The organism is Aeromonas sp. SG16, from assembly GCF_024436135.1.
Taxonomy (GTDB): Bacteria; Pseudomonadota; Gammaproteobacteria; order Enterobacterales; family Aeromonadaceae; genus Aeromonas; species Aeromonas jandaei.
Genome location: NZ_JANFNW010000008.1, coordinates 113,280 through 133,842, shown reverse-complemented (window position 1 = coordinate 133,842; position 20,563 = coordinate 113,280). Strand labels below are relative to the sequence as shown.

The 20,563-nt window shown below is 58.6% G+C and carries 20 protein-coding genes and 1 tRNA gene; 12 read left to right on the top strand and 9 right to left on the bottom strand.

What is annotated here, in order from left to right:
- The first annotated feature begins 221 nt into the window (after window positions 1–221).
- The 4 genes from NOM67_RS17235 to NOM67_RS17220 are packed head-to-tail and all read left to right on the top strand — an operon-like array spanning window position 222 to window position 2,963.
- Window positions 222–917: a DUF969 domain-containing protein gene (locus NOM67_RS17235; protein WP_041209532.1), complete on the top strand. Its 696-nt coding sequence runs from the start codon at window positions 222–224 to the stop codon at window positions 915–917.
- Window positions 917–1,840 carry a DUF979 domain-containing protein gene (locus NOM67_RS17230; protein WP_255938915.1) on the top strand — a complete coding sequence of 308 codons (924 nt, stop codon included), beginning with the start codon at window positions 917–919 and terminating at the stop codon, window positions 1,838–1,840. Before NOM67_RS17235 ends, NOM67_RS17230 begins: the two co-directional genes overlap by 1 nt.
- 17 nt (window positions 1,841–1,857) lie before the next feature.
- Window positions 1,858–2,502: a pyroglutamyl-peptidase I gene (gene pcp / locus NOM67_RS17225; protein WP_005341933.1), complete on the top strand. Its 645-nt coding sequence runs from the start codon at window positions 1,858–1,860 to the stop codon at window positions 2,500–2,502.
- On the top strand, window positions 2,499–2,963 hold the full coding sequence (locus NOM67_RS17220; protein ID WP_255938913.1) for a gamma-glutamylcyclotransferase: 465 nt from the start codon (window positions 2,499–2,501) through the stop codon (window positions 2,961–2,963). The genes pcp and NOM67_RS17220 overlap by 4 nt, the downstream gene beginning before the upstream one ends.
- Before the next feature lie 69 nt (window positions 2,964–3,032).
- Here the strand turns inward: NOM67_RS17220 and NOM67_RS17215 are convergent, their stop codons facing one another.
- Window positions 3,033–4,925 (bottom strand): methyl-accepting chemotaxis protein, encoded by a 1,893-nt coding sequence (locus NOM67_RS17215; RefSeq protein WP_255938911.1) that lies wholly within the window; start codon window positions 4,923–4,925, stop codon window positions 3,033–3,035.
- Between the two features lie 209 nt (window positions 4,926–5,134).
- On the bottom strand, window positions 5,135–5,632 hold the full coding sequence (locus NOM67_RS17210) for a lactoylglutathione lyase family protein (protein WP_042031906.1): 498 nt from the start codon (window positions 5,630–5,632) through the stop codon (window positions 5,135–5,137).
- 100 nt (window positions 5,633–5,732) lie between these two features.
- Here NOM67_RS17210 and NOM67_RS17205 point away from each other — a divergent pair, with 100 nt between their 5' ends.
- On the top strand, window positions 5,733–6,605 hold the full coding sequence (locus NOM67_RS17205; protein ID WP_255938908.1) for a LysR family transcriptional regulator: 873 nt from the start codon (window positions 5,733–5,735) through the stop codon (window positions 6,603–6,605).
- A gap of 54 nt (window positions 6,606–6,659) precedes the next feature.
- Here NOM67_RS17205 and NOM67_RS17200 read toward each other — a convergent pair whose 3' ends face one another.
- Both NOM67_RS17200 and NOM67_RS17195 read right to left on the bottom strand, forming a co-directional pair.
- Window positions 6,660–8,030 (bottom strand): phosphatidylserine decarboxylase family protein, encoded by a 1,371-nt coding sequence (locus tag NOM67_RS17200; RefSeq protein WP_104016292.1) that lies wholly within the window; start codon window positions 8,028–8,030, stop codon window positions 6,660–6,662.
- A gap of 224 nt (window positions 8,031–8,254) precedes the next feature.
- Window positions 8,255–8,331, bottom strand: a tRNA-Trp gene (locus tag NOM67_RS17195).
- Window positions 8,332–8,532: 201 nt separating this feature from the next.
- Between NOM67_RS17195 and NOM67_RS17190 the strand changes: the two genes are divergently transcribed.
- The 4 genes from NOM67_RS17190 to NOM67_RS17175 all read left to right on the top strand — a co-directional run bounded on the left by NOM67_RS17190 (window position 8,533) and on the right by NOM67_RS17175 (window position 11,460).
- Entirely contained in the window at window positions 8,533–9,075 is a 543-nt protein-coding gene (locus NOM67_RS17190; protein ID WP_042031908.1) for a hypothetical protein, read from the top strand.
- 275 nt (window positions 9,076–9,350) lie between these two features.
- Entirely contained in the window at window positions 9,351–10,271 is a 921-nt protein-coding gene (pyrB, locus tag NOM67_RS17185; RefSeq protein ID WP_041209522.1) for an aspartate carbamoyltransferase, read from the top strand.
- A 16-nt stretch (window positions 10,272–10,287) separates the two neighbouring features.
- The gene (gene pyrI, locus NOM67_RS17180; RefSeq protein ID WP_041209521.1) at window positions 10,288–10,752 is read left to right on the top strand and encodes an aspartate carbamoyltransferase regulatory subunit; all 465 of its coding nucleotides are present in this window, start codon (window positions 10,288–10,290) and stop codon (window positions 10,750–10,752) included.
- A gap of 216 nt (window positions 10,753–10,968) precedes the next feature.
- On the top strand, window positions 10,969–11,460 hold the full coding sequence (locus NOM67_RS17175) for an arginine repressor (RefSeq protein ID WP_041209520.1): 492 nt from the start codon (window positions 10,969–10,971) through the stop codon (window positions 11,458–11,460).
- 139 nt (window positions 11,461–11,599) lie between these two features.
- Here NOM67_RS17175 and NOM67_RS17170 read toward each other — a convergent pair whose 3' ends face one another.
- The 4 genes from NOM67_RS17170 to arcA form a co-directional block, all read right to left on the bottom strand.
- On the bottom strand, window positions 11,600–13,003 hold the full coding sequence (locus NOM67_RS17170; RefSeq protein ID WP_201962626.1) for a YfcC family protein: 1,404 nt from the start codon (window positions 13,001–13,003) through the stop codon (window positions 11,600–11,602).
- Window positions 13,004–13,126: 123 nt separating this feature from the next.
- On the bottom strand, window positions 13,127–14,131 hold the full coding sequence (gene argF, locus NOM67_RS17165; RefSeq protein ID WP_033114793.1) for an ornithine carbamoyltransferase: 1,005 nt from the start codon (window positions 14,129–14,131) through the stop codon (window positions 13,127–13,129).
- Window positions 14,132–14,208: 77 nt separating this feature from the next.
- Window positions 14,209–15,135, bottom strand: coding sequence for a carbamate kinase (arcC, locus tag NOM67_RS17160; RefSeq protein WP_005356275.1), 927 nt, complete (start codon window positions 15,133–15,135; stop codon window positions 14,209–14,211).
- A gap of 62 nt (window positions 15,136–15,197) precedes the next feature.
- Window positions 15,198–16,418, bottom strand: a complete 1,221-nt coding sequence (gene arcA / locus NOM67_RS17155) for an arginine deiminase (protein WP_041209518.1) — start codon at window positions 16,416–16,418, stop codon at window positions 15,198–15,200.
- Window positions 16,419–17,167: 749 nt separating this feature from the next.
- Between arcA and NOM67_RS17150 the strand changes: the two genes are divergently transcribed.
- The 3 genes from NOM67_RS17150 to NOM67_RS17140 all read left to right on the top strand — a co-directional run bounded on the left by NOM67_RS17150 (window position 17,168) and on the right by NOM67_RS17140 (window position 18,457).
- Window positions 17,168–17,344 (top strand): hypothetical protein, encoded by a 177-nt coding sequence (locus tag NOM67_RS17150; RefSeq protein ID WP_165791442.1) that lies wholly within the window; start codon window positions 17,168–17,170, stop codon window positions 17,342–17,344.
- Between the two features lie 95 nt (window positions 17,345–17,439).
- The gene (locus NOM67_RS17145) at window positions 17,440–18,087 is read left to right on the top strand and encodes an AAA family ATPase (protein ID WP_041209517.1); all 648 of its coding nucleotides are present in this window, start codon (window positions 17,440–17,442) and stop codon (window positions 18,085–18,087) included.
- A 1-nt stretch (window position 18,088) separates the two neighbouring features.
- On the top strand, window positions 18,089–18,457 hold the full coding sequence (locus NOM67_RS17140) for a CopG family transcriptional regulator (RefSeq protein WP_255938899.1): 369 nt from the start codon (window positions 18,089–18,091) through the stop codon (window positions 18,455–18,457).
- Window positions 18,458–19,184: 727 nt separating this feature from the next.
- Here NOM67_RS17140 and hemN read toward each other — a convergent pair.
- Complete coding sequence (gene hemN / locus NOM67_RS17135; protein ID WP_255938897.1) at window positions 19,185–20,558, bottom strand: oxygen-independent coproporphyrinogen III oxidase; 1,374 nt, start codon at window positions 20,556–20,558, stop codon at window positions 19,185–19,187.
- Between the last annotated feature and the right edge of the window lie 5 nt (window positions 20,559–20,563).

The following is a 20,563-nucleotide window of genomic DNA, read 5'->3' as shown; positions in this document are numbered from 1 at the left end:
GCACCGACAATCATTGCCACAGCTGATTAAGGTGAAACGAAATAGCGTCAAAATAACGGGATTCACCGTTGACCAGAGAGCAATAAACCAACAGCGAAACGTAATTAAAAACCAAACGAATCCCGCCAAAGTGATTATTTGTTGCCATCCCCGGAGTCTGGTGATAAACAACTCGGCTACCAAAAATTACACATAAATATTCACTTTAACGAGGTGGCTAATTGGAATGGATTAAACTGAGCGGCATTCTTATTATTTTGTTGGGTTTTTATTTCAAACTCGACACCCTGGCTGTCGTACTGGTGGCCGCCGTCACCACCGCGCTGGTCTCCGGTCTCTCCATGACCGATTGCCTCTCCCTGCTGGGGGAAGCCTTCGTCTCCAACCGCATGGTGACGCTGTTTCTGCTGACCCTGCCGATGATCGGCATCTGTGAACGCTACGGCCTCAAACAGCAGGCAGTCACCCTGATCGAGCGGATCAAGAAGCTCACCCCGGGCAAGTTCATGACCCTCTATATGTTTATCCGCGAGCTGGCCGGTCTCTTCTCGGTGCGGGTTCAGGGTCATACCCAATTTATTCGTCCGCTGGTCAACCCCATGACTCAGGCAGCCGCCACCAAGGTACACGGCAAATTAAGCGAAGAGGACGAGGAATATATCAAGGCGCGGGTTTCCGCCACCGAAAACTACGGCAACTTCTTTGCTCAGAATACCTTCGTCGCCTCCGCCGGGGTATTGCTGATCGTCGGTACATTTGAATCTCTTGGATATAGCGTCTCTGCCGTCGATATTGCCAAGGCATCCATGCCGATCGCCATTATCGCCCTGCTGATGGTGGCGATTTCCAATATGTGGTTTGACCGTCAGATGGCCAAGACATATACCGTGAGCAGCGACAAGGAGGGGCAGCAATAATGGCGACCCTCATCCCCAACATGCTCGAATTCTTTTATGTGCTGATCGGCGTCATCCTGTTCAGCAGCGCCTGGCGCGTCCTGCGTGACCCCAGCCACCCGGCCAAGATCGGTACCGCCCTGTTCTGGACCATCCTGGGTGTGCTGTTTGCCTTCGGTAGCTATATCCCCAACGTCATCAACGGCGTGCTGATCCTCGCCATGGGGGTCATCACCCTGCTCAAGCAGGTGAAGATCGGCAAGCTGGAGCAGGCGAGCGAGGAGGAGTCCCAGCGCCACGCCAACCGCATCAGCAACCGGATCTTCCTCCCCTGCATCCTGCTGGCCGTGCTGGCGGTGGTGATCGCCCAGTTCACCCCCCTTGGCGGTCAGGTCGGTATCGGTCTGGCGGCGGTCATCGCCTTCGTCATCACGGTACTGCTGACTCGTGCCACCCCCGCTACCGTAGTGGGTGACTCGGATCGGATGATCCAGCAGGTCGGCATCACCGGCATTCTGCCGCAACTGCTGGCCGCCCTCGGGGTGATCTTCAACAAGTCCGGCGTCGGCGATGTCATCTCCCACGGCATCTCCACCGTGGTGCCGGTCGGCAGCCCCTTCGTCGGGGTGGTGGCCTACTGCCTCGGCATGATGGTCTTCACCATGATCATGGGCAACGCCTACGCCGCCTTCACCGTCATCACCGCCGGCATCGGCATCCCCTTCGTCATCGCCCAGGGCGGTGACCCGGTGGTGGCCGGTGCGCTGGCGATGACCGCCGGCTTCTGCGGCACCCTGATGACCCCCATGGCCGCCAACTTCAACGCCCTGCCCGCCGCCCTGCTGGAGATGAAGGATCTCAACAAGGTGATCAAGGTGCAGGTGCCGATGGCGCTGACGCTGGTGCTGATCCATATCGCACTCATGTATTTCTGGGCATTCTGACCATTCGGGAGAAGATGATGAAAGTACTGATTACCGGTTTTGACCCCTTCGGCGGCGAGCCCATCAACCCGGCATGGGAGGCGGTCAAACGCCTGCCAGAGACCATTCTGGACGCCACCGTGATCAAGGCGCAGATCCCCACCGTATTCGGCAAGTCAGCCACCCTGCTGGCGGAGCTGATGCGCCAGCACCAGCCTGACGTGGTGATCAACGTCGGTCAGGCAGGTGGCCGCTTCGCCATTACCCCGGAGCGCGTCGCCATCAACATCGACGATGCCCGCATCCCCGACAACGAGCAGCAGCAGCCCATCGACGAAGTGATTCAGGCCGATGGTGCACCGGCCTACTTCTCCCGTCTGCCCCTCAAGGGGATGGTGCAGCGCATCAAGGAGAACGGCATTCCGGCGGCGGTCTCCAACACTGCCGGCACCTTCGTCTGCAACCACATCATGTACCAGCTGCACTACCTGATCGAGAAAGAGTTCCCGGCGGTGCGCGGCGGCTTTATCCACGTTCCCTACATCACCGAGCAGGTAGCGGACAAGGTGAACCAGCCCTGCCTCGCCATGAGCGAGATTACCCGCGCGCTGGCGCTGGCCATCGAGGCGGTGGTGCTGCAGCAGGATGGCGATATCAAGGTCGTGGGCGGCGAGATCTCATGAGCCTTTGCCAGCCACGCCCGCTGTTCGTCTACGGCAGCCTGATGGACGGGCTGTTCAACTACCGCCGCTATCTGGCTCACCACGTGAGCCAAGCGCCACGGCGCGCCCGGGTGCGCGGCGCCCTCTATCACCTGCAGCACAAGGGCTACCCCGCCCTGCTGCAAGGGGATGACTGGGTCTATGGCGAGCTGTTTGTGCTGGACGACTTCCCTGCCGCCATCGCGGCGCTCGACGAGATGGAGAACTTCCACGGCGAGGATGATCCCCAGAGCGAATATCTGCGCCAGCTCATCGAGGTGGAGATCTTCGACCCGGCGCAGGGGCGTTATGTCGGCCAGCAGCAGGCCTACCACTACCGCTACGTGGTGCAGCACGATCCCAAATGGCAGCAGGGCAAGCACTACCTGCCCGACGGCAACTGGCGCGCCTTCCATCTGGCGCAGCTGGAGAGCGCCGCCTGACGGTCAGCGACAATAAATAACAAAGGGCAGCCCGCGGGCTGCCCTTTTTCATGGAAGATGGCCTGAGGATCAGAGCCGGAAACGGCCGATCTCCTGCTCCAGCCGCTCGGTCAGCGCCTTCAGCTCCGCCGCCTGCGCCGCCTCCTGATTGGCCTGCTCGGCCAGCTCCTGCGAGACGTGGCGGATGTTCTCGGTGTTGCGGCTGATCTCGCTGGTGACCGAGGTCTGCTCTTCCGCCGCCGCCGCGATCTGGGTCGCCATGTCGCTGATGGAGCCGATCGCCTCGTTGATCCGCGCCAGACTCTGGTTGGCGGACTCCGCATCCTCGACGCTGGTGCCCGCCAGCTGGCGACTGGTCTCCATGCCCCCCACGGCGCGGCGGGTGGTCTGCTGCAGGGTCTCGATCATCTGCTGGATCTCGTCGGTGGAGTCGTGGGTGCGGCGCGACAGCACCCGCACCTCGTCCGCCACTACCGCGAAGCCGCGCCCCTGCTCACCGGCCCGCGCCGCCTCGATGGCCGCGTTGAGCGCCAGCAGGTTGGTCTGCTCGGCAATGCCGCTGATGGTGGCCAGAATGCTGCTGATCTTCTGGGCGTGGGCATCCAGCTCGTTGATGATCTGGCTGGCATCGGCCACCTCGTCTGCGAGCCCGGTAATGCTGCGCTGGCTCTGACCGACCTGCGACTGACCGGCGACCGCCAGTTTGACCGCCTCGCCGGAGGTGGTAGCGGCAAACTCGGCGTTGCCGGCGATCTCCTGCGTAGCGGAGGCCATCTCGGTCACCGCGGTCGCTACCATCACGATCTCGTCCTGCTGCTGACGCACCCGCTGGCTGCGGGAGTGGGCACCAGCCGCCTGAGCGCGGGACTGGGCAGCCAGCTCGACGGTGACATCCCGCAGCCGGCTGACAATTCCGTGCAGCCGGGCCACGAACTGGTTGAAGTTGCGCGCCAGCTGGCCCACCTCATCCTGACTGCGGGTGTCGATATGGACGGTGAGATCCCCCTCGCCATGGGCGATGTCGTGCAGCGCACCGGCCACCCGGCCCAGATCGGCAAACAGATATTTGAACATGGCGGTGAGCAGGGCGCTGAACACCAGCATCAGCACCAGCGTCAGGCCCACCAGCTGCCACAGAAGGGAGGCGAGCGGCGCCTCCAGCACGTCGCGATACATCACCATGGCCAGCAGCCAGTCGGTGCCCGCCACCGGCTGTACCGCCAGCAGCACGTCGCGCCCGTCGAGGGTGGCTGCGTGCAGTTCGTTGTTCTCGCGGCCCCACTGCTGGAAGGTGGCCGCCGACAGATCGGGAGAGAGCTCGCCAATCTGCTTGAGCGCCAGCTCCTTGTTGGGGTGACCGACGATGAGGCCGCTGCTGTCGAGCAGCATGGCGTACCCCTCGCCCTGCACCTGCATCGCCAGCACCTCGTCGATCAGCTTGTCGAGCGCCAGGTTGGCCCCCACGGCACCGACCAGCTCGCCCTGATGGCGCACCGGCTCGGAGAGAGTGACCACCAGCTTCTGCATGGTGACGCTGACATAGGGGGCGGTGACGATGAGCTGTCCCGCCTTCACCGCATCCTGATACCAGGGGCGTTCGCGCGGGTCATAGTTGCCGGTGTTGAGGGAGGGATCCTGGCGGGTCATAACCCCCTGGGTGGAGCCAAAGTAGGTGAGGCCGAAGCCGCCCGAGGTGTAGGCCTGCTTCAGGTGCGGCACCAGCTCGGCCTGCGGGTTGTCGGCGATCAGGTTCACCAGCGCGTGCACCGTGTTCTTGCGATCCGCCATCCAGTCGCCGATGGCAACCGAGTAGGCGTGACCATAGTTGACCGCCTCGCTCTGGATGGCGCTCATGGTGCGGGATTTGAGGGTGTGAAAGGCAACGATGCCGAGCAGTGATGCCATCAGCAGCACCACCCCGAGACTGGTTGCCAGCAGCTTGCCGCGCAAAGAGAGGGTCATGACGACAGATCCTTGTTGTTGTGACGAAGCAGGGAAAGACCCTGATGTAATAGAGGCTATCGGCCACTCTCTGAACAGACTTTAGTGAATCTGTATACTTTTACATCTATCAACAACAGAAGCCGCTATCCGTGTGAGCAAGATCGCTATTCCATGCTACTGACCATCACCACAACAAAGCAGCAGGCCGCCCGAAGGCGGCCTGTCACTTACCCCTGATATGCACCGGCGGAGTAGGTCAGCTCATAGCTGTGGCTGTAGATCTCGATGATGTTGCCGAAGGGATCTTCCATGTAGACCATGCGGTAGGGCTTCTCACCCGGGTAGTACTCGCGCACCGGCATCCGCTGCTTGCCGCCCGCCGCGACGATGCGCGCCGCCAGCCCCTCGACATCCGGATCCTGCACGCTGAAGTGGAACACCCCGGTCTTCCAGAATTCGAAGTTGTTTTCGCGCTGCTCGCTGTTGGGGAACTCGAACAGCTCGATGCCGATCTTGTCGCCGGTGGAGAGGTGAGCGATGCGGAAGGAGCCCCAGCCCGGGCCAAATACGTCGTTGCACATCACGCCGATGGCGGAGTCATCCTCGCTGATGGTGGTCGCCGGCATGATGAGATACCAGCCCATCACCTTGGTATAGAACTCGACTGCCTTGTCGAGGTCAGTCACCGTGATGCCGATGTGGGAGAAGTTGCGCGGGTAAGTCATAAGTCACCTTGAAATTGTGTGTGGGAAACAGGTGACATGATAGGAAGAGGCGCCATAATGAAAAATAAGGTCAAACTAATGGAAGGCATAAATTAAATTTATGGTTAATCCACTCTGGCTCCACACCCTGGTGGTGGTGCATGAAACCGGCAGTTTTACCCGTGCCGCCGATCGGCTGGATCTCACTCAGGCCGCCGTCAGTCAGCATATCTCGCGCCTCGAGGCCGAATTTGGCCCCCTGCTGCTGCGCAAGCCCCGTCTGCTGGAGCTCACCCCGCGCGGGCTGGTGCTGCTCGACTTCGCCCGCCAGCAGGAGCAGGCCGCCGAACAGCTGCGAGCCCGTCTCTCTGACGACGATCCTCACCGCGGCGCCATCACCCTCACCACCCCCGGCAGCATCGGCCTGCTGCTCTATCCCCTGCTGCTCGACCAGCAACAGGAACACCCCGGACTCACCATCCAGCACCGCTTTGCCCCCACCCCCGACATAGTGCAGGCGGTACTGGCAGGGCGCAGCGATCTGGGACTGGTGGATCAACCGCCGGAGCACCCCAGCATCGCCGCCGAGCCCTTCGCCCGCGAGCCCCTCTGTCTGGTGGTGCCCAATGACGGCGAGGAGCAGAGCTGGCAGCACCTCTGTCAGCTCGGCTTTATCGATCACCCGGATGGCCGCAGCATGGCACAACGTCTGCTGGGACGACGCTACCCCGGCCAGCGCTTCGACGAGATCCCGCTGCGCGGCTTTACCAACCAGATCGGCCTGATCCTGGAGCCGGTCGCCCGTGGCCTTGGCTTTACCGTACTGCCCCGCTTCGCCGTCACCGCCTTTGCCCAACAGGAGAAGATCCGGGTGCTCCAGAGCCGGATCGAGGTGATCGACACCCTCTGGCTGATCTACCGCGCCGAGTGGCCGCTCCCCGCCCGCCATCAGCGGCTGGTGGAAACCCTCAAAACGCAGGTCAGCGCCAGCTGATGTGCAAATAAGAAGGCCGCCTCAAGGGCGGCCTTTTACTGTCCGGCGGCAGGGTTATTTGACCCGCGCCAGCGCCGTATTGATCCTCAGGTTGGTCGCCTCCAGCCCCGGCTGCTGGCCATAGAAATCGAACTCCAGCTCGACCCCGGGGCGGAACAGCAGGCAGTGGGTGGAGCCACCGAAGTGGAACATCCCGAGCTGTTCACCCTTCTCGATCCGCTGCCCCGGCTGCACCGTCACCTCGCAGCTCGACACTTCGGCCATCCCGACCGGCACCACGCACATCAGACCGATTTTGGGATTGTCCGCCTCGATAAAGATCAGGGCGCGGGTCGCCACCGCGGTGAGGAAGGGTTGCGACTGGTTGGGGGCGCTCGGGTCGGCGCCATCGAGGTTGCCAAAACCCTGATGGCGGTTGGCCAGGTAGTAGCTGCCGTTGACCACCTTGACCGAGCGCACTGTGCCGCTCACCGGGCTGTGCCAGCGGTGATAGCTGAGAGCGCTGAGGAAGGCCTGATAGATGGTGCCCCCCTCGAACTGGGCGGCGCGCGGGTCGAAGTCGAGCAGGTTGTCCAGCGAGTAGGGCTGCCCCTTGAGCCAGAAGGAGTCCTGCCGACGCACTCTTTTGGCCACCTGCAGCGGGGCCGATTCGCAGGCGTTGGCGATCACGTTGTCATCGTCGGGAGCAGCTACCGGCCGCACGCCGGGGCGAAAGCGGCGGGTGAAGAAGTCGTCCCAGCTGGCAAACCCTTCATATTCGGCACCCGGAGTGGAGTGGAAGATCCCCTCGAAGCTGTCCGGTGTGGGGTTGTCACCGGCACCGAGCGCCCCTTGCGCCACCTTGACCATCTCCTGTTTCGCCACGTCCCCCAACCAGGGGACGATCAGGGTCTGGCGATCAAGCGGACTGACCGACTCGGTCAGCACATAGCGTGACGCCGGGCTTTGCAGGAAATTGGCCCAGTAGCCGAGGATCTTGCGCAGCTGCTGGTTCACCAGCTCGTTGGCAAAGAAGCCGTAACCGGCGGCCGTCGCCATGGGCCAGTTGAGCAGGGCATTGATGGGAAAGCCGATGAGCCCGGCCGGTTCGTGGCTCTGCACATCCTGATAGGCTTCCGGCGCCGTGGTCATGATGCCGTTGAGCAGCAGCAGAAACTCTTCGAAGCTGCGTACCTCGACCTGACCGAGCGGGGTTCTGTGCTTGTGCTGCCACGCCTCGTCAAACATCGCCTGCGCCTGCAGATGCAGCGCCGGCTCCTGCTCGACCAACGCCTTCAGCTCGGCGATCGGTGCCACCAGCGGGCGGGGCTGACGGGTAACCGCCTGCCGCAGCCGCTGCACCCAGCGCTCCACATGCACCTGATCCCGGGGTACCCAGCCACCAGCGTGGGTGTGATTGTGACGAGTCTCCACCGCTTTGTTCATTGATCTGTCTCCTTGGATTGAAGCGCCTCAGGCCAACCGGATGCAGTACAGACGCCGGGCAACAGGGCACCATCTGACAAGAAGCAAGGTGTAGCACAGGGGTAGAGAGGCCTCAATTGACAGATGTGGCAGAGGCAAACGGCAAGAAAGAGAGCTAGCGGGGAGAGTGGCAAACGCCAGAAAGCGAAAAGCCAGCTCGATGAGCTGGCTTTTCTTGAATTAAATGGCAGGGGCGGCAGGACTCGAACCCGCAACCATCGGTTTTGGAGACCGCTGTTCTACCAATTGGAACTACGCCCCTGCAACAAACGAGGCGTAGTATACAAAGCGGGTTTCAAAGGTAAAGGCTTTTTTCACACTTTTAATGCGATTGCACAAATCCCGAACAAGTCGCGCTGATTTGTGCAGCAACGAGGGGTAACTTGCTGTATTTCCAGACTCAGCGGGGTAGGAATGGGGCATAAATGGGGGTAGGGTGAAAGCAGGTACCGGGAGGCTGCTTATGCTCAATTACCGACTGCTCCAACAACTTGCGCCCCTCAACTTCAGGGACGAACGCAAAACAGAGTCCCTGCCCGACTACCTGGCCCGGGTCGCCCCGCTGGTGCCCTTCATCCCCGAAAATGTGCTTTCCCAGTGGATTTACCGTCATTGGCGCGGTTTTGAGTCCAACTGGAGCTTTATCGATCTCGCCAGCCACCAGTTCGCATGCGAAAGCTGGCCCACCGCGCAGATTATCGAGCAGATAGACTCCCGCCATATGGAGGTGATCGAGCGCTGGGGCGAGATGCTGCGCAGCAATCGCTATGTCCGTCGCTCCTGGCTCGGCGAGAAGATGCTGAGCGAAGGGAGCTGGCCCGAACCGGTCATCGTGCTGGCGCCGGAGGCGGGGGCCAGCTACCCGAACGGCCATCCCCTGCCCCACCCCTTCTGCCTGCTGGAGGGGCACCACAGACTCGGTTATCTGCGTGCCATGGCCCGCGATGGCGAGCCGTTGCAGGCAGTGCATCAGGTGTGGGTTTGCCGTCCCGTTCGCGCCACTTAAACGTTTTTAAGGCCAAAACAGGCATGGAAAATAAAATTTTGACAATTAAAAATGCAGCCCTATAATCTGTCCGGTTTTGAACAAGGTCGGGACAGGAAGATGCCGTTTTTGATGAAAAAAACAGCTTTGCAAACGGGTGGAGCGCACCAGAGCGGCCCCGTTGTTTCCGGTTTCCGACCCGATGTTCCCCAGTTATTTTTAAAAAAAGCCCCTGTTTCCAGGGGCTTTTTTTTGTGCCCGAAAAACCTCCAATGATGTCAAAGGGAATGCAGACGATGACCAATCCACTCTACAAGAAACATGTCATCTCCATCACGGACCTGACCCGGTCTGAAATGGAACTGGTAGTCTCAACCGCACAACGGTTGAAGGCCGAACCCGACACCCGCTTGCTGAAAGACAAGCTGGTTGCCAGCTGCTTCTTCGAAGCCTCCACCCGCACCCGCCTCTCCTTCGAGACCGCGGTGCAGCGCCTCGGCGGCAACATCATCGGCTTCGCCGACGGTGGCAACACCAGCGCCAAGAAGGGCGAGACCCTGGCTGACTCCATCAAGATCATCGGCTCCTACACCGATGCGGTGGTGATGCGTCATCCGAAAGAGGGGGCTGCCCGCCTCGCCTCCGAGTTCTCCCGCGTGCCGGTCATCAACGGCGGCGACGGCTCCAACCAGCATCCGACCCAGACCCTGCTCGACCTCTTCTCCATCCGCGAGACCCAGGGCAAGCTGGACGGCCTCAACGTCGCTTTCGTCGGTGACCTCAAGTACGGCCGCACCGTGCACTCGCTGGCCCAGGCCCTCAGCCTGTTCAACTGCCGCTTCTTCTTCATCTCCCCGGAAGCGTTGGCGATGCCGGACTACATCTGCGAAGAGCTGGAAGAGAAGGGCATTCAGTTCAGCATCCACGAGACCATGGAAGAGGTGATGCCGGAGCTGGACATCCTCTACATGACCCGCGTCCAGAAAGAGCGCTTCGACGAGACCGAATACAAGCACATGGCCGCCAAGTTCATCCTGGAGCTGGCAACTCTGGAAGGGGCCAAGCCCACCATGAAGATCCTGCATCCCCTGCCCCGCGTCGACGAGATCGATGTGGCGGTCGACAAGACCCCCCACGCCTACTACTTCCAGCAGGCGGAGAACGGGGTCTATGCACGCCAGGCACTGCTGGCACTGGTACTGAACGAAACTGTCTAAGGGAAAGGGGAACAACATGTCTGACAAGAACCAACTGCAAGTCGAAGCCATCCGTCACGGCTCCGTCATCGACCACATCCCCGCCGGCCAGGGCATCAAGATCCTCAAGCTGTTCCAGCTGGTGGAGACCCAGGAGCGGATCACCGTCGGCTTCAACCTGAAATCCGGCGCGCTCGGCAAAAAGGATCTCATCAAGATTGAGAACACCCGCCTGACCGAGCAGCAGGCCAACCAGCTGGCGCTGTTCGCCCCGAAAGCGACCGTCAACATCATCGAAGACTTCAATGTGGTGAAGAAGCATCAGCTGGAGCTGCCGGAGTTCATCGCCGGGGTGTTCCACTGCCCCAACTCCAACTGCATCTCCCACAACGAACCGGTTGAGAGCTACTTCCGGGTACGCGAGGTGAAAGGCGCGGTGCGGATGAAGTGCAAATACTGCGAGAAGTCCTTCACTCAGGACATCGTCAGCGAACGCTACTGATATCCAGACTCAAAAGATATTCATGTGGGCCCCAAGGGGCCCATTTTTGAACCCTGTCACATCACCAAATTCCCAGTCGGCTATAATTTGCCATCCAATATGGTAAAGCCCGCTCATTCCCTGCCAATCACCTGATTGCCCAGATTTTCCGCTAACAAGCAGCAAATTTGGCAGATATCGAGCGCTCATTCCCGATCATCGTCAAAGGAAGTCGCCGTGGTCAAAACCCTCAGCCGTCCCGTTGCCCAAGAGCCCGATCTGGCCCAGCTGGATGCCTGTCGCCAGATCATCGGCCAGCACTGCTACAGCACTCAGGAAGAGATCCGCCGCGAGCTGTCGGAGCGGGGCTTTGCCGACATAAGCCAGTCCACCATCTCCCGCCTGCTGCGCCGTCTCGGCGTCGCCAAGGCGCAGAATGCCAACGGCAAGAAGGTCTACACCCTGGTCGACGAGCAGCTGGAGCCCGCCGGCAGCACCCGCTCCATCCACGACATGGTGCGCGAAGTGGTGCACAACCAGCAGATGGTGCTGATCCACACCACCCCGGGCGCCGCCACCGTGGTGGCCCGCCTGCTCGATCGCAACGCCAATCCCGAGATCATGGGCGCTGTGGCCGGCAACGACGTGGTGCTAGTCGCGCCGCGCCATATCAGCCGTACCCGTCAGGCCCACGCCGCCGTGGTCCGCACACTGGAGCAGGCGCGCTAGCTACTGCCACACATAGAACAAGCAAAAGGCGACCTCAGGGTCGCCTTTATGTTGGCCGCTCCTTTGTGCCCATCTCTTCTTGCCTCCATAAAAAACGGGAGCCAGCGGCTCCCGTTTTCAGCGTTATCTTGTCTCTGGATTAGAGCATGGCACCCAGGCTCAAGCAGGCCACGATCAGCACGGTCAGGATACCGAGCAGCGGAGCCACCCACTTCAGGTAGCGCACATAAGGCACCTTGGCGATGGCCAGACCGCCCATTACCACGGCGGAGGTCGGGGTCACCAGATTTACCAGACCGGAGGCAGACTGGTAAGCAGTCACCACCAGCTCACGGCCTACGTTGGCGAAGTCGGCCAGCGGCGCCATGATCGGCATGGTCAGCACGGCCAGACCGGAGGAGGACGGCACCAGGAAGGAGAGCACCACTTCCAGCACGAACATCACGTTGATGAACACCACGGTGGAGAGGCCGGTCACGATCCCTTCTGCGCTGTGCAGGATGGTGTGGGTGATCATGCCGTTGTCCATTACCACCACGATACCGCGGGCGATACCGATGATCAGGGCCACACCCAACAGGTCGCGGGCACCGTCGATGAAGTTGGAGGTCAGCTCCTCCTCGCTCATCCGGGAGATGAGGCCGACGATGATGGCGGCAGCCAGGAAGACGCCGGAGATTTGCGCCATCCACCAGCCCAGCACGGCCACACCATAGATCATCACGGCAAAGGCGGCGACGAAGATACCCAGCACGATTTTACGGGTCAGGGTGAACTCCAGCATCTGGTCGCTCTTGTTGCCGAGGAAATGGGCACGGTTTTCATCCCACTTGTCAGCCACCAGCGATTTGCTCGGGTCGTTGCGCACCATCTTGGCGTAACGCATGACGTAGGCAACGCAGATCAGCCAGCCAGCTACCAGCATGGCGACACGCAGCCAGATACCATCGGTGAAGGAGATACCGGCCGCGTTGGCAGCAATAACGGTCGCAAACGGGTTGATGGTGGAACCGAGAGTACCGATACCGGCACCCAGCAACACAGTTGCAGCAGCCACGACCGGGTCGAAGCGGGCGGCCATCATCACCGGCACCAGCAGGGTATAGAAAGGCAGCGACTCTTCGGCCATGCCGTAGATGGTGCCGCCTGCGGCGAACAGCGCCATCAGGATCGGGATCATCCACTCTTCACGGCCACGCAGACGGTCGGTCACGCGTTCGATACCGGCATCGATGGCACCGGTCTTGGTCACAATGCCAAGAAAACCACCGATGATCAGGATAAACAGGGAGACGTCGATGGCGCCTGCCTGATAGGTGTCATGGTTGTAGAGACCATCGATCGGCGCCAGCAGCACGTCGACGATCCCCTGGGGATTGCCTTCTACCAGCTTGTAGGTACCCGCCACCGGCACTTCTTTGCCGAGGGCTTCGTTCATGGTCATCTCATATTTGCCGGCCGGCACTATCCAGCTCAGGGCGGCCACTAGGGCGATCAGCACAAACAGTATCGTGTAGGCTGACGGGAACTTGAATTTGGTCATGGTCCAGCTTCCTTCTGTGGGTGTGGTATCCATGCAGGCTGCGGGTTGTAGGGTTAGAGGTATTATGCCGCTGTCACATGGTCGAAAAGCCGGGGGTCACCCCCCGGCACCACTACTGCGACCTTAGTCGCCCAGCGTAGCAACCATCACTGCCTTGATGGTGTGCATCCGGTTTTCGGCCTCGTCGAACACGATGCTGTGCTCGGATTCGAACACATCCTCGGTCACTTCCAGACCTTTCATGCCATATTTGTCAGCCACTTCCTTGCCCATGGTGGTCTCGTCGTTGTGGAACGCCGGCAGGCAGTGCATGAACTTCACATCCGGGTTCTTGGTAGCGTTGATGACATCCATGTTGACCTGATACGGAGTCATCAGTTTGACGCGCTGATCCCAGGCTTCTTTCGCTTCACCCATGGATACCCAGACGTCGGTGTAGAGGAAGTCGGTGCCCAGCACACCCTCTTTGACATCTTCGGTCAGGGTGATGCGTGCGCCGGTCTCTTCGGCGATCAGGCGGCACTTGGCAACCAGCTCCTCTTCCGGCCAGAAAGCTTTCGGAGCGACCAGACGGATATCCATACCCATTTTGGCGGCGCCGACCATCAGGGAGTTACCCATGTTGTTGCGGGCATCACCCAGATAGGCGAACTTGATTTGATCCAGACGCTTGCCCTTGCCGTGCTCCAGCATGGTCATGAAGTCAGCCAGGATCTGGGTCGGGTGGAATTCGTTGGTCAGGCCGTTCCACACCGGTACACCGGCGTAGGCACCCAGCTCTTCCACGATCTCCTGACCGTAGCCACGGTATTCGATACCGTCATACATGCGACCCAGTACCCGGGCGGTGTCCTTCATGGACTCCTTGTGACCGATCTGGGAACCGCTTGGGCCAAGGTAGGAGACTTGCGCGCCCTGGTCGAAGGCCGCCACTTCAAACGCACAACGGGTACGGGTGGAGGTCTTCTCGAAAATAAGGGCGATGTTCTTGCCAACCAGATGCTTGCGCTCGTAGCCACCGTATTTGGCTTTCTTCAGGTCGATGGCCAGATCGATCATGTATTGGATTTCGCGCGGGGTGAAGTCCAGCAGTTTCAGGAAGTTACGGTTACGCAGATTAAAAGCCATGATGAGTTCTCTCTATATTTGTTCAGACCAATTTAGGCAGTAGTGTTGACTACGCATTCTTCAGTACAGATTTGTAACTACGCATTCACGGTACGGGTGGCGACGATATTGGTACCGGCTTCACCCTTGAGGATGGCGAGACCATCTTCCAGAGAGCCGATGCCGACCATGCCTCCGGTCGCTTTGACAAATTCACAGGAGGCTTCGACTTTCGGTCCCATGGAACCTGCGTCGAACTTGACCCCGGCCAGCTCGTCCGGGCTGGTCACCCGCAGCGGACGCTGGGTCGGTTTGCCCCAATCCAGGTAGACGGCATCGGCATCGGTCAGGATCAGCAGGGCGTCGGCCTTGATCTGCTTGGCCAGATAGGCGGCAGACATGTCCTTGTCGATGACGGCTTCGATACCGGTCAGGCTCTGGCCATCCCAGGTCACCGGGATACCACCACCACCGGTACAGATGATGAGGTGGCCCTGGGCAATCAGGGTTTCGATGGCGTCGCCTTCTACGATGCGCTGGGGCAGCGGGGACGGCACTACGCGGCGGAAGAACTTGCCGTCAGCCTTGACCACCCAGTGCTTCTCTTCTGCCAGGGTGCGGGCTTCAGCCTCTTCGTAGACGGGGCCGATAAATTTGGTCGGGTTGGCGAATGCCGGATCCTTGGGGTCGACCTGCACCTGAGTCAGCAGCGCGGTGACGTTGCGGCTCGGCATCAGGTTTTTCAGCTCCTGGATCAGCATGTAGCCGATCATGCCCTGGGACTCGGCACCCAGCACATCCAGCGGATAGGGGGATACCTTGGTGTAGGCGCTATTTTGCAGAGCCAGCAGGCCGACTTGCGGGCCGTTGCCATGCACCAGCACCACGTTGTACTCCTGAGCGATCAGGGCGATGGTTTTGGCGGCGGTGGCGATGTTCTTGCGCTGGATATCCGCTTCAAGGGGCTCACCACGACGGAGCAGAGCATTGCCACCCAGAGCGACGACGACAGTTGGTTTTTTCATAGTGGTTGATCTCGAGTTTGGTTCTGTGTGGCGCCAGCTTCTGCCGGCGCCACGCCGTCTTGTTAGATGCCGTCGCGTTCCATCGGGCAGCTCATGCAGCGGGCGCCGCCGCGACCACGTCCCAGCTCTTCACCCGGGATGGGCAGCACTGTGATGCCAGCCTTGTCGTACTTCTCGTTGGTGTAGGTATTGCGCTCGTAACCCACCACCACGCCGGGGCGCACGGTCAGCACGTTGTTGGCGTCGTTCCACTGCTCGCGCTCGGCCTCGAAGGTGTCACCACCAGTGGTGATGAGCTTGAGCTGATCGACACCCAGCGCCTTCTCGATGGCGGTGACGAAGTAACCCTCTTCCTTGATGTTCATGCCGGTAGCGCCGCCCGGAGTCAGGCTCCAGCAGTTCACATCCTTGCGAATGACTTCCGGATAGACGGAGAAAGTGTCGATATCCATGTGAGTCATCACGGTATCCAGGTGCATGCAGCTGCGGTGTTTCGGCAATTGCATGGCGATAACCTGTTTGGCCTGGCCGTGTTTGAACAGGCCGCGAGCCAGATGCTCTACACCTTGCGGTGTGGTGCGCTCGGACATGCCGATCAGCACAGCACCGCGGCCGATGACCAGCACGTCGCCACCCTCGATGGTGGAGTTGTCGTAGTCGCGATCTTCATCACCGAAGTATTTGATGAAGTCCTGACCGGCGAACTGCGGGTGCCAGCGGTAGATGGCCTTCACATGGTTGGTCTCACGACGACGAGCGGCCTTGGCCATCGGGTTGATGGAAACGCCACCGTAAACCCAGCAGGAGGTATCGCGGGTAAAGAGGTGGTTGGGCAGCGGCTCGATGATGAAATCGGTCGGTGCGTGCATGCCTACTACCATGTTGACGCCGCTGTAGGGCATCTCGGAGTAGGTCAGGCCGCCGGAGAGAATGCGGGCCAGTTCGCGGTGTGGCATGTCAGCCAGGAAGCAGCGCACGTCGTTGGCAAAAGAAGAACCGAGGCGATAGTCGGAGACCTGATGTTGCAGCAGCCAGGTTTTGGCTTCCGGCACATCCAGAGTCTCGGCCAGCAGATTGGTCAGCAGGAAAACTTCGACATTCTGATCGCGCAGTACCTGAGCGAATTTGTCGTGCTCCTGACCGGCGCGTTCAACAGACAGGACGTCATCGAACAGCAGATCCTGGCAGTTGGAAGGAGTCAGACGCTTCAGACTGAGGTTGGGGCGGTGCAACATGACACGGCGCAATTGGCCAACTTCAGAACCTACATAAAATTTGCTCATGATTATATTCCGTCTAGCAGTGGTCCCTGCGAGTGATTGAATAGATTCCTTCTATTCATGCTCGTGGCTAAGGCGGGATATTCTTTATGTAGGGTACTCGGCTTGTGTTCTATCCTGCCCTTGCCTTTCGAGAGCGAGGTTAGACCTGCCAATCACTGCAAACTTAGAGATTGATCACATTCACTCAGAACTGAATAAATTCATGAAAAGATCTTTGATAGGGGTAACAGATCCCACATTCTCTTATTCACCAAGCCCGCATACATACTTAAAAAAAGCCCTTTATATTTCATATTGAAAGCCATTTCATTCATGGCTCCACTCTCAAAATGGATAGAAACAAAAAGGAAATATAATTAAATTCAATCAGTTGGGTTAAATGAAAAATATTCCATGAATTTACCATGCACTAATATGAATAATGTCACCCTCTCATCCCCCCTAACCAATAAATAAAAAGTCACCCATCCTTCTCACTCTGCATAATTCTTTTCTTGTCCCAGATCATGGCATTCACGCCAGCTTGGTCGCACAGCGGCTCATATCATTACCGCCCAGCTATCGGTTGCTCATTAATATGCACAAAGTCAGCATCTTGGCCGCCAGAGATTCAGTACCTGCCATCAGGTTTCTTTTGAGAGTTTTTTCATTGGCTGAATTTATTGGCTCTTCCTTGCGCTGGGTCGAACCTCGGCTTAACTCAAAAAGTGATCCAGATCACGTATGAATGGTGTTACCAAGGAGTTGTTATGAAAATGAAGTCCATGCTGCTGCTCGCAACCCTGTTGCTGCCTCTCGTACCCAGCCTCACGCAGGCAGAAGGAGCCCCGGCCGTGCCCATGGTGGTATGCCATGTCGACAAGGCCCCCCAGACGCTGGTACCCGACTATGTGTGCCGCTCCAGCGGCGGTAGTCAGCACTACTGATAGATTGGGCGGGAGGCAAACCACCTCCTGCCTTGTTATGAGAGCAGCCCCTCCTATACTGAAAACAGCGGTTTTCTCATGGATAGGGGAACGTCATGATCTTGTTGGTTGGCGGAGAAAAAGGAGGGAGTGGCAAGAGCTGCCTGGCGCAAAATCTGGCGGTCTACCTCAGATCCCAGTTTCAGGGGGAAGTTTTGCTGGTCGACTGCGATCCCCAGCGTACCACCTCCGACTGGATTCAGGAGCGCAATGACAATCCGGAACTGCCACAAATCAACTGCGTCCAGCTCTACGGCAATATCCGCAACGACTTGCTCAGTCTGAAAAACCGCTACGACTACGTCATCGTCGACTGTGGTGGACAAGACAACCGGGCGCTACGTTCTACCATGGCAGTCGCCACCCACGCTCTTATACCGCTGCGCCCCAAACGCAGGGATCTCAAGACCCTGCCCCATATGGAAGATCTCATCACCACCTGCAAGATGGTCAACCCGGCCCTCAATGCGGCTGTGGTGCTGACCCAGTGCCCTTCCCTGCCCAATCAGGTAAAACGGATTCTGGAAGCGAAAGAGGTTTGCTCCTCCTTTGGGGTAGATGTGCTCAATGCCATCACCTACGGACGCAACGTCTACGACGACAGCGAGGAGAAGGGGTTGTCGGTGATGGAGATCGAGCCGGATGGCAAATCCGCCGAAGAGATCCGCGCCATTGCCAAAGAGTTCCTGCAAGTGGGGGTGTGAGATGGGTCTGGCCGATCTGAAGAAGAAGCACCAGTTGCACCACCAGAAGAACTTTACCGTCGACGAGTTTATCGAAGATGCGGAGTTCTACGCCAAAGGCAAGCCCAAGGTGGTCAGTCTGGAGCTGAGCTTGCACCGGGACGAAGCCCTGACGGCACTGGCCTTCATCGAGAACGGCGAACACCTCAAGCCCAGTTACAAAAAGGCGACCTTCTCCATGAGTACCGTCGCCATCGATGAGTTGGGCAATCTGACCCAGCAGGACGGCATGAACAAATCTCTGCTGCTGCGCCTCTTTACTCACTACTTCTCATCGCTAAGTCCTGAAGAACGGCAGACCATATACGAACGCCTCAATCAGCGCTCCTGACACCGCCTTTTCTTGCTCAAGTTCCCCTTTTCCTGCTGGTGAAAGACATCACCATCAGGACGACATATTTGTTTCCAAAGCAACCATAATGCAGCGTAAGAGATCAGCCATTAAAGATGTGAGCAATAAGCTCAAAATGTTCTCGAAATAATCGGAAGATAATGTCTTAAAAACAGCAGGAGAATCCAATAACACAATGTTTTATATCAAATAAATCGAAAGCAATTGCTTTCGTTAACCATCAACACAAAAACGTTTTCCATCTTGCCATTGTCGCCTCTCGGAAAATCCTTATAGTTACTCATGCACGGACGCAATGAAGTCGGTCAGGAAGACTGGCTGCCAGGGTTGGGCAAATGGACTAGTCACAGGATGTGGCAAAGGACACCTCCCAGGACGGAGAAAGTGCGGCGGGACAGGATGACTCGTCAGGCCAAGATGGCTAAAGGACACCCCAAAGGATTGGGAAGGGGAAACCTAAAGGAAGAGGTAAAAAGTCAGGGATTGCAGGGAGCAACTTCGTTCAAGGATATGAGCGATACGACTACCGGGGGCGACGCAAGTCGCCCCCATCTTTTTATCTGCGTTTCACCGGGCAATTGCTTGCCCCACTCGCAGCGCTTTCTTGCCAAGACCTTCCAGCGTCACTGGCTCAAGCAAAAGACATGCATATGAAAGGGGCGCCACTGATGGCGCCCCTTTCTGTTTTCTGACCGGCAAGCAAAACTTATATCACGCGAGAGAACTGCTGCTGGCGAGCCTTGTTGCGCAGGTAGACGTCGAAGCACATGCAGATATTGCGGATCAACAGCTGCCCTGTGGAAGATACCTCGAGCCCCGTATCTGTCATACGCACCAACCCATCGTCGATAAAGGTCTGTAGCAGCTTGAGATCCTCGGCGAAGTACTCTTTGAAATCCAAGCCAAATGTCTGCTCAATGGTGATGAAGTTCAAACGAAAGTCACAGATAAGCCGCTTGATCACTTCACGGCGGATCAGGTCATCCTGATTGAGCGAGCACCCTTTCCATTGCGCATGCCCCAACTCCTCGACCTGAGCGTAATAGGTTTTGAGCTCTTTCTGATTCTGCGAGTAGGCATCGCCGATCATGCTGATGGAGGAGACGCCCAGCCCAAGCAGATCGCAATCCCCCTGGGTGGTATAGCCCTGGAAATTGCGATGCAGCTTGCCTTCGCGTTGTGCCACGGCCAGCTCATCATCCGGCTTGGCAAAGTGATCCATGCCGATGAACTGATAACCGCGACCGGTAAGGAACGCGATAGTCCCCTGCAACATGGCCAGCTTCTCCTGCGGAGCAGGCATATCCTCTTCCTTCAGCTTGCGCTGCGCAGCAAAGCGGCTGGGCAGATGGGCATAGTTGAAGATGGATAGGCGCACCGGATCCGTCTTGAGCACCTCTTCCAGCGTATGGTGGAAGCTCTCTTTGTTTTGATGCGGCAAACCGTAAATCAGGTCGAGATTGGTTGAGCGAAAGCCCAGCTCTCTGGCTCGTTCCAGCATGGCGCGAATGAAGTCGTTATCCTGCTCGCGATTTACGGCAACCTGCACATCCTTGTTGAAGTCCTGCACGCCCAGGCTGATACGGTTAAACCCGACTTCTCGCAACACATCCAGCATCGACAGTTCGATCTCGCGCGGATCAACCTCGATACTGAACTCGCCTTCATCGGCAAAATGGAAGTGCACGCGCAGCATGGCCATCAGACGCCGGGTCTGGCTTTCATTGAGATAGGTAGGAGTGCCACCACCCCAGTGCAGCTGGGTAACCAGCCGCTGTTTGAATAGCGGAGCCTGAGCCTTGATCTCCCGTTCGAGATAGTCGAGGTACTCGTCAGCCTTGTGCTGATGACGGGTTATGACCTTGTTGCAGCCACAGTAGTAACAGAGTTTGTGGCAGAAGGGGATGTGAACGTAGAGAGAAAGATGACGCTCGGGGTACTGCCCGGCAGCACGAACAAAATCCGGGTAACCGAAGTTCTCGTTGAACTCCAGTGCCGTGGGATAGGAGGTATATCTCGGGCCGCTGTAGTTATATTTTTCGATCAGGGCCTGATCCCACACAATCTGTCCTGCTTGCACGCTCG

What these genes read in the sequence shown, in the direction of transcription:
- NOM67_RS17230 (WP_255938915.1), top strand. Translation starts at nt 917, where the DNA reads ATGGCGACCCTCATCCCCAACATGCTCGAATTCTTTTATGTGCTGATC.
- pcp (WP_005341933.1), top strand. Translation starts at nt 1,858, where the DNA reads ATGAAAGTACTGATTACCGGTTTTGACCCCTTCGGCGGCGAGCCCATC.
- NOM67_RS17220 (WP_255938913.1), top strand. Translation starts at nt 2,499, where the DNA reads ATGAGCCTTTGCCAGCCACGCCCGCTGTTCGTCTACGGCAGCCTGATG.
- NOM67_RS17215 (WP_255938911.1), bottom strand. Translation starts at nt 4,925, where the DNA reads ATGACCCTCTCTTTGCGCGGCAAGCTGCTGGCAACCAGTCTCGGGGTG.
- NOM67_RS17210 (WP_042031906.1), bottom strand. Translation starts at nt 5,632, where the DNA reads ATGACTTACCCGCGCAACTTCTCCCACATCGGCATCACGGTGACTGAC.
- NOM67_RS17205 (WP_255938908.1), top strand. Translation starts at nt 5,733, where the DNA reads ATGGTTAATCCACTCTGGCTCCACACCCTGGTGGTGGTGCATGAAACC.
- NOM67_RS17200 (WP_104016292.1), bottom strand. Translation starts at nt 8,030, where the DNA reads ATGAACAAAGCGGTGGAGACTCGTCACAATCACACCCACGCTGGTGGC.
- NOM67_RS17190 (WP_042031908.1), top strand. Translation starts at nt 8,533, where the DNA reads ATGCTCAATTACCGACTGCTCCAACAACTTGCGCCCCTCAACTTCAGG.
- pyrB (WP_041209522.1), top strand. Translation starts at nt 9,351, where the DNA reads ATGACCAATCCACTCTACAAGAAACATGTCATCTCCATCACGGACCTG.
- pyrI (WP_041209521.1), top strand. Translation starts at nt 10,288, where the DNA reads ATGTCTGACAAGAACCAACTGCAAGTCGAAGCCATCCGTCACGGCTCC.
- NOM67_RS17170 (WP_201962626.1), bottom strand. Translation starts at nt 13,003, where the DNA reads ATGACCAAATTCAAGTTCCCGTCAGCCTACACGATACTGTTTGTGCTG.
- argF (WP_033114793.1), bottom strand. Translation starts at nt 14,131, where the DNA reads ATGGCTTTTAATCTGCGTAACCGTAACTTCCTGAAACTGCTGGACTTC.
- arcC (WP_005356275.1), bottom strand. Translation starts at nt 15,135, where the DNA reads ATGAAAAAACCAACTGTCGTCGTCGCTCTGGGTGGCAATGCTCTGCTC.
- arcA (WP_041209518.1), bottom strand. Translation starts at nt 16,418, where the DNA reads ATGAGCAAATTTTATGTAGGTTCTGAAGTTGGCCAATTGCGCCGTGTC.
- NOM67_RS17150 (WP_165791442.1), top strand. Translation starts at nt 17,168, where the DNA reads ATGAAAATGAAGTCCATGCTGCTGCTCGCAACCCTGTTGCTGCCTCTC.
- NOM67_RS17145 (WP_041209517.1), top strand. Translation starts at nt 17,440, where the DNA reads ATGATCTTGTTGGTTGGCGGAGAAAAAGGAGGGAGTGGCAAGAGCTGC.
- NOM67_RS17140 (WP_255938899.1), top strand. Translation starts at nt 18,089, where the DNA reads ATGGGTCTGGCCGATCTGAAGAAGAAGCACCAGTTGCACCACCAGAAG.